The 12,870-nt window shown below is 65.1% G+C and carries 10 protein-coding genes and 1 pseudogene; 3 read left to right on the top strand and 8 right to left on the bottom strand.

Annotated features, from left to right (window positions below; all coding sequences use genetic code 11):
* The first annotated feature begins 140 nt into the window (after positions 1-140).
* The 3 genes from WBF82_RS04845 to WBF82_RS04855 are packed head-to-tail and all read left to right on the top strand — an operon-like array spanning position 141 to position 2,742.
* Positions 141-971 carry a DUF6065 family protein gene (locus WBF82_RS04845; protein WP_424381968.1) on the top strand — a complete coding sequence of 277 codons (831 nt, stop codon included), beginning with the start codon at positions 141-143 and terminating at the stop codon, positions 969-971.
* A gap of 10 nt (positions 972-981) precedes the next feature.
* Positions 982-2,187, top strand: coding sequence for a serine hydrolase domain-containing protein (locus tag WBF82_RS04850; protein ID WP_424381969.1), 1,206 nt, complete (start codon positions 982-984; stop codon positions 2,185-2,187).
* Positions 2,188-2,202: 15 nt separating this feature from the next.
* Positions 2,203-2,742: a GNAT family N-acetyltransferase gene (locus WBF82_RS04855; RefSeq protein ID WP_424381962.1), complete on the top strand. Its 540-nt coding sequence runs from the start codon at positions 2,203-2,205 to the stop codon at positions 2,740-2,742.
* A gap of 78 nt (positions 2,743-2,820) precedes the next feature.
* Here the strand turns inward: WBF82_RS04855 and WBF82_RS04860 are convergent, their stop codons facing one another.
* The 8 genes and pseudogenes from WBF82_RS04860 to WBF82_RS04895 all read right to left on the bottom strand — a co-directional run.
* Positions 2,821-5,496, bottom strand: a complete 2,676-nt coding sequence (locus tag WBF82_RS04860; RefSeq protein WP_424381963.1) for a fumarate reductase/succinate dehydrogenase flavoprotein subunit — start codon at positions 5,494-5,496, stop codon at positions 2,821-2,823.
* Complete coding sequence (locus tag WBF82_RS04865; protein WP_424381964.1) at positions 5,496-6,236, bottom strand: ABC transporter ATP-binding protein; 741 nt, start codon at positions 6,234-6,236, stop codon at positions 5,496-5,498. The genes WBF82_RS04860 and WBF82_RS04865 overlap by 1 nt, the downstream gene beginning before the upstream one ends.
* Positions 6,233-7,060: an ABC transporter permease gene (locus WBF82_RS04870; protein ID WP_424381970.1), complete on the bottom strand. Its 828-nt coding sequence runs from the start codon at positions 7,058-7,060 to the stop codon at positions 6,233-6,235. Before WBF82_RS04870 ends, WBF82_RS04865 begins: the two co-directional genes overlap by 4 nt.
* 38 nt (positions 7,061-7,098) lie before the next feature.
* The gene (locus WBF82_RS04875) at positions 7,099-8,460 is read right to left on the bottom strand and encodes an ABC transporter substrate-binding protein (protein WP_424381965.1); all 1,362 of its coding nucleotides are present in this window, start codon (positions 8,458-8,460) and stop codon (positions 7,099-7,101) included.
* Positions 8,461-8,495: 35 nt separating this feature from the next.
* Positions 8,496-8,723: a 4Fe-4S dicluster domain-containing protein gene (locus WBF82_RS04880; protein ID WP_424078592.1), complete on the bottom strand. Its 228-nt coding sequence runs from the start codon at positions 8,721-8,723 to the stop codon at positions 8,496-8,498.
* A complete protein-coding gene (locus WBF82_RS04885; RefSeq protein WP_424381966.1) occupies positions 8,720-9,463 on the bottom strand; it encodes a GntR family transcriptional regulator in 744 nt (247 codons plus the stop codon). Before WBF82_RS04885 ends, WBF82_RS04880 begins: the two co-directional genes overlap by 4 nt.
* A 185-nt stretch (positions 9,464-9,648) precedes the next feature.
* Positions 9,649-12,450, bottom strand: coding sequence for an aminotransferase class I/II-fold pyridoxal phosphate-dependent enzyme (locus tag WBF82_RS04890; RefSeq protein WP_424381967.1), 2,802 nt, complete (start codon positions 12,448-12,450; stop codon positions 9,649-9,651).
* 62 nt (positions 12,451-12,512) lie between these two features.
* Positions 12,513-12,870, bottom strand: a pseudogene (locus tag WBF82_RS04895) (hypothetical protein); the annotation flags it as partial.

A 12,870-nucleotide genomic window follows, 5' to 3' on the forward strand; every position in this document is an offset into this window, starting at 1 on the left:
CATCAGGCATATATGGTCGGAGCCGGCACTGCGAGATCGACGGCCGCCTCAGCCGCCGCAGCAGGACCTGCGTGACATTTCTGGGTAAAGGGGATTCCAATGCCTGCGGCAACGGGCATCCGCCGCCGATCGGGGTTCGAATGAGCGACACGTCTGGGGCGGCCCGTCCACTAATCGGGTTCATCACCCGTCGCAATGCGCCGCAGATCAAACCGGCACAGATCAATCGGCCGTGGATGTCAGAGATGCGCCGAGGTTGGCCGAATCGGTGCTTGCCCATGATCATCGCTAACCAGAGCGGCTGGGAGCTGCGCAATCCGTGCGCGTTCACCGCTACGTGGATCGGTCGCGAAGACCGTATGGATGTGATGATCGCACCGGACAAGCGCGACGCCGGTCAGTTTCTGCCCGAAAGCAATTTCGGTTACGGCATGCTGACCTGGCATCTGCCGATGCTGTTTCGAACTCCTCCGGGCTACAACCTGTTGGTCCGTGGACCGGCAAACTATCCGAAGGACGCAGTTTCTCCGCTAGAAGGAATAGTCGAAACCGACTGGGCAAGCGCGAGTTTCAGCATGAGCTGGAAATTCACCCGCAAACTGATGCCAGTGCGATTCGAGGTCGACGAGCCGATCTGCATGATCGTCCCGCAGCGCCGAGCCGACCTTGAAGATTTCGCCCCCGAACTCAGATACATCGAGTCCGATGAAGAACTGCAGCGCAAGCATGAGTTCTTCCTTCGCTCACGTTACGAGATGGGGAAAGCCCAGCAAGCGACGGACACTGCTGCAGGAGAGCGAGTGCCGTGGCAAGGCGACTACACCCGGGGCAGCCACGCCGACGGCGAGGCGGGCGCCCACGATCACCAGACTCGCCGTCATCTTCGTCCATTCGCTGCGCCACAACATGACACCAGCGACCGGGCCACCGGTGTTCGACCTGGTATGTCTGGGCGCAACGCCACTAGCTAACCTGATCCGGGTGAACCTCGAAGGCAATCAGGCCTCCATTCGTGAGGCCTGCGACGCCGGGCTGCTCGCCGGGGCGGTAACCGTGGTGTGGCAGCACGGAGAAGTGTTGCAGGTCAACGAGATCGGCCGCCGCGACATCGAAGCTGACCTGCCGATGAAGCGCGACACGTTGTTTCGCATCGCCTCGATGACCAAACCAGTCACAGTCGCGGCGGCGATGAGCCTGGTCGACGAGGGCAAGCTGGCGCTGCGCGACCCGATCGTGCGCTGGCTGCCGGAGTTTGCCGATGTGCAAGTGCTAGACGATCCGAGCGGTCCGCTGGATCGCACGCATCCGGTACAGCGGGCGATCCTGGTCGAGGACCTGCTCACGCACACCAGCGGCCTGGGATACGGGTTCTCGGTAGCCGGACCGATATCGCGGGCCTACGTTCGTCTGCCGTTCGGGCGCGGCCCGGATGCTTGGCTCTCCGCACTTGCCGAGCTGCCGCTGGTGCACCAGCCGGGCGAACGGCTGACCTACAGCCACGGCATCGATGTCATCGGCGTGCTGGTGTCTCGGATCGAGGGCAAGCCGTTTCATCAAGTGCTCGACGAGCGGATCCTGCAGCCGTTGGGCATGGTTGACACCGGATTCTTCGTTTCGGTCGAGGGTCGCCGTCGTGCCGCGACGATGTACCGGCTCGATGACAACGACCGGCTGCAACACGATGTGATGGGTCAACCGCACATCTCACCACCGGCGTTCTGCAACGCCGGTGGAGGGCTGTGGTCGAGCGCCGACGACTACCTGCGGTTCATCGAAATGCTCTTGCGTGACGGGACATTGGATGGGGTGCGGGTGCTGTCACCGGAGTCGGTGCGGCTGATGCGCACCGACCGCCTGACCGATGAGCAGAAGAAGCACCCGTTTCTCGGTGCGCCGTTCTGGATCGGCCGCGGGTTCGGGCTGAACCTGTCGGTGGTCACCGACCCGGCGAAGTCGGCGCCGTTGTTCGGGCCGGGCGGCCTTGGGACATTCAGCTGGCCCGGCGCGTACGGGACGTGGTGGCAGGCCGATCCGGCCGCGGACCTGATCCTGCTGTACCTGATCCAGAACTTGCCCACGTTGTCGGGCGACGCCGCCGCAGCGGTTGCGGGCAACACGTCGCGCGCGAAGCTGCAAGCGGTGCAACCGAAATTCGTGCACCGCACCTATCGCGCGCTGGGCCTCTGACCGCAGATTCACGAGATGGCTGATTTCCCACCTGACCGCATCAGTGGGCCGCGACTGCTGCTGCGCCCACCGGTACTCGACGACGCCGGCCCGTTATTCCAACGGGTTGCCCGCGATCCTCAGGTCACCAAGTATCTGCTGTGGACGCCTCATCCCGACGTGGCGGCAACACGGCGGGTGATCACCGAAAAGTTCAACGTCCCCGGCGACGAGCGAACCTGGGTCATCGTGCTGCAGCACAGCGACGATATCATCGGGATGATCAGCTGCCGGCGCCCGGTGGAGCATTCCGTCGAAATAGGGTATTGCATCGGACGACGTTGGTGGGGCAAGGGTTTGATGTCCGAAGCCCTTGAGATGCTGCTGGCCGCACTGCAGGCCGACGGCGACGTTGACCGCGTCTGGGCCACCTGCCACGTCGGCAACGATCGGTCAGCGCGACTGCTAGAGCGGGCCGGGTTCCTGCTGGAGACTCGGCTGAGCCGGCACGTGGTCTACCCCAACCTCGGGCCCGAACCGCGCGACAGCCTGCGCTACACCAAATCGCTGCGCTGAGCCGGCGCTTCTGCGCCGAACGTGCAACTGTGGCGGGATTTCGGCGGATTTTTCGCCATGGCTGCACGTTCGCCAAACTCAGGCCAGCGCCCGGCGGGCGTAAGCACGCACATCGGCGTCGTCGTCTTTGAGCGCCACGCTGAGCGCATCCCGCGCCGCGACTTCTGAATCCGCCCACCTGCTCAAGCTCAGCACCGCGGCTTTGCGGACGTCGAGGTGCTCATCAACGAGCATCGGCGCCAACCGCACCACCGCCAGCTGCGCCGTCGCGCCCGACAATGCGCGTGCCGCGCCCTCCCGCACCTGCCAGGCCGGCGCCCGCAGCGCATGCTCGACTGTAGTCAACTCTGCTTGGCTGCAACCTAATTCACCTAGTGCCTGTAAGGCTGCCGCGCGCACTAGCGGATCGGTGTCCGCGAAAAGCAGGCGAACAGCGTCGTGACCGGTCCGCAGGCTGGCCAGGCCGTTGGCCGCGACGATGCGGACCTCGCGATTGTCGTCGCGGGCGGCCGCGGCCACCCCGGTGGCGTCGTCGACGGACACCAGCGCACGCACCGCCTCGATCCGCACCAGATGGTCGACATCGCTGAGCGCGTGCCGGAACGCGTCGACATCTCCGGTGCGGCGCGCGGCCAGCAGATAGATGCTGACCGCCCGGACCACGGCGTCAGCCGAGGTCAGAAATCCGCGCGCCGCCTCGGGATGCGGTAGCACTTCGACAAGTTCACGCACACCGTCGGCGGCGGCCCGGCGCACCGCGGCGTCGGCATCGTCGAGCGCATCGAACAGCGCCGTGGCGTAGCCGTCCGGAATGTGCTCAGTCAGCGTGGCCACTGCGGTGCGGCGCACGCGGGCGTCGGAATCGGCCAGGAACTCCGCCAACGCCGACACCGTCGGCTCCTCGAGGGCCAGCACCGCGACAATGCGCGGCGAGGGCGGATCAACAGGCACCGGGGCGCCTACCCGCGATTGCGAGCCGACCGGTGCTCGACCGCCGACCAGCGGCGGCTGCTCGACCGGCCGGACCGTCTGGTCGGCCGGCGGCAATGCATCCAACTCGGGCACCGACACGAAATACGGCGCCACCGGACGCTTGAGGAACTCCATCGACCCGTCGGACGCCTTGCGCAGGTTGAGGTGATATCCCCACTGGTTGTCGTCGCGGGCCGGCAGGTCGGCGCGCTCGTGGTAAAGACCCCAACGCGATTCGGTGCGGGTCAGCGACGAGCGGGCTGCCAGCTCGGCGCAATCACGGATGAAGGACACCTCGACACTACGCATCAGCTCGTGCGGCGTGCGGGCGCCCATCTCGGCGATTTCATCGCGCATCCGCTCGAACGTGTGCACCGCGATGGATAGCTTGGCCGCCGACTTGGGCGGCGCCACATAGTCGTTGACGAATCGCCGCAGCTTGTACTCGACCTGCGGCTGCGGCGGCCCGTCGGGGTGACGCAGCGGACGGTAGATCAGCTCATGAGCGTCATCCAGTTGGCGTTGTGGGAGCTGTTGCGGTGCGACAACATCGGGCAGCGTTGACGCCGCGTGTGCGCCGGCCAGATCGCCGAAGACGAATGCGCCGATCATGTAGTTGTGCGGGACGCAGGCCAGGTCCCCCGCGGCGTACAGACCCGGCACCGTGGTGCGGGCATGCTCGTCGACCCACACCCCGGATGCGGAATGCCCAGAACATAACCCGATTTCGGAGATGTGCATCTCCACGTCGTGGGTGCGGTAGTCGTGCCCGCGGTTGGCGTGAAACGTCCCGCGGGTGGGCCGCTCGGTGGTGTGCAGGATGCTCTCCAGCGCGGTCAGCGTCTCGTCGGGCAGGTGCGACACCTTCAGGTAGATCGGTCCACGCGCGGACTCGATCTCGCTGCGCACCTCGGCCATCATCTGCCCCGACCAGTAATCGGAGTCGACAAACCGTTCACCGAGCGCATTGACCTGATAGCCGCCAAAGGGGTTGGCCACATATGCGCACGCCGGACCGTTGTAATCCTTGATCAGCGGATTGACCTGAAAACACTCGATTCCGGACAGTTCGGCCCCGGCGTGGTAGGCCATCGAATAGCCGTCGCCGGCATTGGTCGGGTTCTCGTAGGTGCCGTAGAGGTATCCCGATGCGGGCAGGCCCAACCGTCCGCAGGCGCCGGTGGCCAGGATCACTGCCTTGGCGCCGACGGCGACGAATTCGCCGGTCCGAGTATGCAATGCGGCCGCACCAACTACTCGGCCGTCGTCGACCAACACTCGAACAGGCATCAGCCGATTTTCGATCCGGATTTTCTCCCGCATCGACCGCTGCCTCAATACCCGGTACAGCGCCTTTTTGACGTCTTTGCCCTCGGGCATCGGCAACACGTAGGACCCGGAGCGGTGCACCCGTCGCACCGCGTACTCGCCGTGCTCGTCCTTTTCGAACTTCACCCCGTAACGCTCCAGCCGTTGCACCATCGCGAACCCGCGGGTGGCGGTCTGATACACGGTGCGCTGGTTGACGATTCCGTCGTTGGCGCGGGTGATTTCAGCGACGTAGTCCTCGGGTACGGCTTTGCCAGGGATGACGGCGTTGTTGACGCCGTCCATCCCCATCGCCAGCGCCCCGGAATGCCGCACATGCGCCTTCTCCAGCAGCAGCACCTGTGCGCCGTGCTCGGCCGCGGTCAGCGCGGCCATGGTGCCCGCGGTGCCGCCGCCGATAACCAACACGTCGCAGTCCAGCCGAATCGGTTCCGTCGGATCAGGAATCTGCATCAGACAGCCGCCAAATGATGCAGTGCGGCAATGATTTCCGCGTGAAGCTCGGGGTGTGCCCGATCACTGCGAGGCTGCGGTACGTCGACCAGCGCCCGCAGCGGCTGCCCGGCCCGGCCCAGTACCGCGACCCGATCCCCCAGCTCCAATGCTTCGTCGACGTCGTGCGTGACGAACACGATCGTCGTCGGATGAGCACGCCAGGACTCGATCAGCAGGCGCTGCATGGCCGCGCGGGTCTGGGTATCCAGAGCGCCGAACGGCTCGTCCATCATCACCGCGCGGGGCGCGCCGGCCAGCCCGCGGGCGAGCTGGACGCGCTGACGCATGCCGCCCGAAAGGTTCTTGGGCAGGTAATCATTGAAACCGGTCAGGCCGAGCTCGGCGATCCAGCGATCGGCCTGCACGGCGCGGGTGGCTCGCGGTTCACCGCGCAGCCGCAGCGCCAACTCGATGTTGGATCGCACGCTGCGCCACGGCAGCAGCGCGTTGTCCTGGAACACCACCCCACGATCCGCTGATGTGCCGGTGACCTCGGTGCCGTCAGCCAGCACCCGGCCGGCGTCAGGTGTCAGCAGGCCCGCCAACGCGCGCAGCACGGTGGTCTTACCGCAGCCCGACGGTCCGGTGAGCACCAGGATCTCCCCCGGCCTCACCATCAGGCTCAACTCATCGATGACCGCAACGCCGCTGTAGCACAACCGCACTCGATCCAGCTCGAGGCTCATACCAGCCGTCATCGTGCGTTCTCCTCACTGCGCGGCAGCCATCGCGTCGCCCGGCGACCGATCAGCTCCACCGCCGCCGAGGTGGCGAACCCGAGCACCCCGATGGTGATGATGCCGACGAACACCTGCGGGTAGGCCAGCACCGTGTATGCCTGCCAAGTCCGGTAGCCGACCCCGAGCCGGCCCGAGATCATCTCGGCCGATATCACGCAGATCCACGCCACCCCCATACCGACCGACAGGCCGCCGAACACACCCGGAAGGATGCCCGGCACCACGACCTGAGTCAGCACGTCCCAGCGGCCACCACCCAAGGTGCGCACCGAGTCCTCCCACAGCGTCGGCAGCGCCCGCACCGCGTGCCGGGTGCTGACCATGATCGGGAAATACGCCGCGAGGAACGTGATGAAGACGATCCCGGTCTCATCGGTGGGAAACAGCAGGATGGCCACCGGCACCACCGCGATCGCCGGAATCGGCCGGGCCAGCTCGGTCAGCGGACCCAGCAGATCGCCGATAAGCCGCGACCGGCCCAGCATGATGCCGGTTGCCACGCCCACAACGGCCGCAAGCCCGAACCCGGTGAGGATGCGGATCAGCGACTGGGCCAGGTCAAGCCAGTAGGCGTCGGTACCGAGCGCGCGCGTCAACGCGCCAACGATCTCGGTGACGGTCGGCAGCGTGTCGAATCGCAGCCAGAGACGGACGTGTCCGGCGGTGAGCAACTGCCACAAGCCAATTGCGGCCGCAACCGAAACCAACCGCAGCAGCCGTGACCGCCACACCGCATCGGGCCGTCGCGGCTTGACGACTGGGTCTTTTGGGGCCACCGGCACCGCGACTTTCGGGCCTTCGATCCCCACTTCGATGGCGGTCACACTGCACCTGCCAATGCCTGCTGGTAGTCGATGGCGCTGCTACCCGGGTGCGCGGCAACGTAGCGCTGCGCTCCTGCGATGGTGTCGAACGGCAAGTAGTTCGTGCCGTCACGCACCCAGGCTGACTTGTCCGCGAACCATCGAGTGCCCAGCTCACTGTCGGGGACATAGGCGGCGCGCACGTGCGCACCGCGGGCGGTCGCGTCGCGGACGGCTTTGAGCAGGCTGCCCGGATTGGCGACCGGCTGGGTGGTGTCCGATCCGTCCAGCCAGAGCTCGCTTCCCCGTGCCGCCGGGGTGGCGCGCAACGCCGTGTCGTAGGTGAGCTTGCGGTCGGCGAACACTTTCCGCAGCGGGCCATCTTGCACGAAATTCGCCACGTCGAGGCTGGCGAAGTCGCCGATCGACTTCAGGTACGGCACATCGTTTTTCAGCGCGTCAACCAGCGACGACTTGAGCGTGGTGTCGAACGACGTGCCGCCCGGGCCGTTGTAGAGGTAGACGACCTCTTGCGGCAGCCCACTGCCCTGGGCGACGATTCGCGCCGCTTCCAGCGGTTGTGAATTGATGAAGTCGGTTGCGTCGAGCTGAGCTTGCAGGAACGCGTCAAGCACCTCGGGGTGGGTGGCCGCATATCCACGACGCACCACCACGCCGTGCAGGGTCGGGTAGTTCAACTCCGCGCCGTCATAGAGCAGCTTGGCCTTGTCCTGGTAAACCAGCAGGCCCGGCCATGCAACGAACTGTGAAAGTGCCTGAGCCTGCCCTGATTCCAGCGCAGAGGCGCCGACCTGAGGTTGTTGGTTGAGCACTTCCACCCCGGTGCTGGGATTGATGCCGGCGCCTGCCAGCGCTCGTACCAGCGTCCCGTGACCGGCCGACCCGACGCTGGCCGAGATTTTCTTACCGGCCAGGTCGGTCACCGCGGTTGCCGTCGAATTCGGGGCGACCACAACCATGTTCAGTGCGCCCTTGGCGTTGTAGCCAGTCACCGAGACGATCTCGGTGGCCGCGCGCGGGTTCGCCTGTGTCTTGGATCCGTTGATTAGCATCGGGTAGTCGCCCATCGAGCCAATGTCGATCTTTTCGGCGACCATTTGCGCCGTGATCGGCGCGCCGGTGTCGTAGTCCTCCCACACCACGTGGTAGCGGGTACCGGTGCGCTTGGTCACGTCGGCCAGCCGATGCTCCAGGTAGCCCTGAGCCCGCAGCAGCGTGCCCGCGGTAACGGTGTTGATGGTTTTGGACTGATAGCCCACGACCACGTTCACCGCATTCGCGGAGTCCAGTGCGCAGCCGGCGGCGACCACGGCGAACGCGGCCGCAGCCGAGGCCAGCCTGGCGACGGATTTTCTCATGAAATATCCTAGGGGGCAGCGAATTTCAGTGGATTTCAGCGAATCAGGTAGGGCATATTGACCGTCACTGCGCCCGTCGGACAACGGGCTGCGCACGGGCCGCAGTACCAGCATTCGTCGACATGCATGAAGGCTTTTCCGGTGTCGGGATTGATCGCGAGTGAGTCCAGCGGACAGATCTCGACGCACAGCGTGCAACCGTCGATACACAGCGACTCGTCGATGGTGACGGGGACGTCGGCGCGGTGGTTGACCAGCGTCATGGCGTGCTCCTTATCAGGTTGCCGCGCATGGTGATTCGATCACCACGCATCCGGATGTACTCCAGGTCGATAGGTGTGCCGTCGTCCAGGCTGGTGAGCCGCTCGAGCATCAGCAGCGCGGCTCCGTCCGGCACCTGCAGCGCGGCCGCGGAGTGCGCGTCGGCGGGGATAGCCTCCAGGGCCAACGACGCCGAGCCCAGACGGTGGCCGGTGAGCTGCTCGATCAGCGCAAACACGTCGTTGGTCTCCAGCGGCTGGGCCAGGACCTCGGCGCCGACGTCGGGTGTCAGATAGGTCAGGTCGAGGCTCAACGGCAGGCCGCCGAGATAGCGCAGCCGTTCGATGAACACCACCTGCCGGCCCGGCTCGAGTCGCAGCCGCTGTGCCACTGACGGCGGCGCGGACACGACCATTGCCGCACGTACCTCGTTGCGGACGTCGCCGTAGGTTTTGAAGGTTTCTTTCAGCCCTAGCAGCGTGTCGAGTCGGTGGTCGTATTTGCGCTGCGCGACATGTGTGCCGACCTTCGGTCCGCGATCGATCAGCCCTTCGTTCTTCAGTGTGGTCAGCGCCGCCCGAATGGTGTTGCGAGACACCGAGAACTCCGCCGCCAGGGCGAGCTCAGCCGGCAGCCCGTCGTCGTAGACGCCGGAGTGGATCTGGTGGCGCAGCACGTCGGCGACCTGACGAGCGCGATCGGCCCGCGGTTGGCGAATCGGCAATGGTACGGCTGCGGCCACGCCGTCACGCTATCGACGTTGGCGGATCTGCCCTGGCCAGCCGACTACGTTCACACCGGCACGCAGCGCATTGCGCCGCCGCCAACTCCGCCGCTACCAGCCGAAACCCGCAGCGCGCCGATCATTGCGCCACCTATCGGCGAACACCCAGTTTCCGATCCGCCTGAGCAAAATGAGCCTGCCTATTAGCGGTTGATGGCCTGCGTCTGTGCCATCGCCACCTGAGACGCGTTGCCCTGTCCGTTCGCCTCGGCAATCGCCTGCCGGGCCGCGGTAATCCGTTTCAGCGCTGCTTCGGTGAAAACCGACAACCCTAAGTCGGGGTCGTATCCGTGGATCTCCTTGACGTCGAGTTGAGCAAGGAAATACACGATTTCCTTGGAGACGACCTGCCCCGGAACCAGGACCGGGAAGCCGGGCGGGTAGGGCACGACGAACGTGGTGGACACCAGAACCTTGCCCTCGGCGAGCCGCCGCCCGGCCTCACCGACCAGGACGTGCTCGCGGTCGGACTCCTCGTATCCGGCGTAGAACGCCGCGCGCATGTCACCGAATGTGCTTGCGCCGCCTGGTCGGAACGCTGCATCGAATTTGCTGAAGTCCGGCAGTGGCGGCAGATCCTCGGTGATCTCCTCCACCCGACGTTGGTGCAAAGCGCGATCGTCCCTGCTGGCCGCGCCCTGGATGCGATCGAAATCGGTGGCCACCCGACGCAACACATCGAGCAGATAGTGCACGCTCGACCAGGTGACACCAATGGTGAAGATCAACAGCACGCTGTTGATCGACGTCTTGTTGATCTGGATCCCGAACCGGTCCATCAGGATCTTCTCGCGAAAGTCGTATCCGTTCATGCCGGTCTGACCGAGATACAGCGTGACCCGCGTTGGATCGAGCACGAACTGATCCGAACGCCATGCCTCGTTCCACTCCGCCAACGCGCCCTGCCGCACCTGACGATAAGAGCTGACCGCTGAGAGCCGGAATTCGTCGGGCACCAGATCGGACTCGTCGAGAATACGGAACCACTTGCCGATCAACCGGTCTTTGCGAACCCGGTGACGAAAGACCAGGGCCATGTCATAGACGCTTCGGACCAGTTGGAACCCTTCGATATCGACTTGCCGGCGCGCCAAATCCAGCGACGCCAACAGCTGTTGGTTGGGCGACGTCGACGTGTGGGTCAAGAACGCCTCGAGGAACATATCGCGGGTGAGCGCTTCGAAAGCCTGGTCACGGACGTGGATCATCGACGCCTGCCGAAGCGCCGACAGCGACTTGTGGGTGGAGTGGGTGGCGTAGACCCGCACGCGCGCCAGGCTCGGGTCGGGCATTAACCGATGGTCGATCCACTCCGAGCGATCGAGCCCTTGCATCTCGGCGCACCACGTTTGGTACTCCCGCGCATAGGCCGGAGACGACAGCATCGTTTCGAGGTGCTCGGCGGCGACCATCGCAGTGCGCTGGCGCGCCCACGGCACCGCGGTGGCGAACGCGTACCACGCCTCGTCCCACAGGAAGCAGATGTCCGGCTTGATCGCCAGCACTTCCTCCATCACCCGCCGCGGGTTATAGACGACACCGTCGAAGGTGCAGTTGGTGAGCAGCAGCATGCGCACCCGGTCCAGCTGTCCGGCCGCCTCCAGATCAAGCAGTGCCTTCTTGATGACGGGCAGCGGCACAGCGCCGTAGATCGCATACGGCTGCAGTTCGTAGGCGTCCAGATACAGCGGGTAAGCCCCGGCGAGTACCAGGCCGTAGTGATGCGACTTGTGGCAATTGCGGTCGATCAGGACGATGTCGCCGGGCCGGGTGAGCGCTTGCACGACGATCTTGTTGGCGGTCGATGTCCCGTTGGTGACGAAATACGTGTGGTCGGCGTTCCAGGTTTTGGCTGCCTTTTCGATCGCAGCCTTGATGTTGCCGTGCGGGTCCAGCAGCGAGTCCAGCCCGCCCGAGGTGGTCGACGTCTCGGCCATGAAAATGTTGCGGCCGTAGAACTCGCCCATGTCCTGCAGCGATTTCGAGTTGAAGATGCTGGCGCCGCGCGCGACCGGAAGGGCGTGGAATTGACCGGCCGGCCGTGCCGCATAAGCCCGTAGTGCATCGAAAAACGGTGTGGTGTAACGACTTCGGATACCGGCGAGAACGGTGCTGTACAGATCAGTGACGTCGTTGAGCCGGTAGAAGGTCCGGGCGTAGACGTCGGGCACATCCTCGGTTTCGGCGGCGATCGATTCGTCGGTGAGCAGGTAAAGGTCGATGCTCGGCCGCAGCTCGTGGATCCATTCGCCGCATTCCTCCCAGTCGTGGGTGCGGTCGGTGGCCACCACTTTGTCGTTGACGCCGAGCAATGAGTTCATCAGCGGGACCCGGTCCCGCGACCGCAGCGGAATGTCGTGGCGAATGATCGCAGCCTGAATCTCCCCGTTCAACGCGACCGCGGTGATGGCGTCCTCGACGCTGGTAACGATCAGGAATTCGATTTGCATGTCGTCGCTGGGATTGCGCAGCGCGCGCAGCGATTCCGCCAAGCCCTCGGGAGCCGTCGGCGGGGAATCATCGGCGAGCAGAACCGTGTAGAACTGCTGTTCTTTGGCCCGCGCCACCAATTCCTGATCGGCCAACGACGTCGATGTGTCGAACAGCGCTGCGCGGTCGCCGTATTCGGACAGTAGCCGCACCGCGAGCGACACCTTCTCCTCGAGGCTCACCGTGGCCAGGTTGTCCAGATACTCGCGGAATGTCGCCAAGTTCTCCGCGCCGGGATATATCCAATAACGCTCATAGGCGCTGAGGCGGTTGATCAGACGCTTCGCCCTGGCCGCTTCGTGGCTGGTGTCCAGCCCGGCCCGGTCGACCACGGCGAGCTGATGGCACGCGTCGTCGAGCAGGTTCCAGGTATCGATGCGCGAGTACGACGGGTTCGCCACCGCCGCCAAAGCGGAAACGTGAAGCCGCCTCGGGCGCCTGCCGTCTCGGTCCATCTCGCCAGTGTTCTCCCCTCTCGCGCGGCGCGAGGCCGGTTGGAGGGTGAACGAGCGTGCATTCATGGCGAGATTCGGGACGATCTGCCACCAGGAGTGCACGTTCGGCGTTGCCAGGCCGTCGATACCCGGGCGATTACGCCACCTTCTGTGTCTTCAGCCGTCACCCGAACGTCGATCCAGCCCAGATCGGTCAGTGCTTCGGCACGGCTGATGTCTTTATTAAATTGCCGACGCTCGGTCCAGTGGTGGTCACCGTCGTACTCGACGGCGAGCTTGATGTCTTCCCAACCCATGTCGAGGACCGCGACCAGCTGGCCGTACTCGTCGTATACGGGGATCTGGGTCTGCGGCGGAGGAAAGCCGGCGCGGATGAGCAGCAGGCGCAGCCACGTTTCGCGCGGCGATTCTGCCCCGCCA

Origin of the sequence: Mycobacterium sp., assembly GCF_049673265.1 — a bacterium.
Lineage (GTDB): Bacteria > Actinomycetota > Actinomycetes > Mycobacteriales > Mycobacteriaceae > Mycobacterium.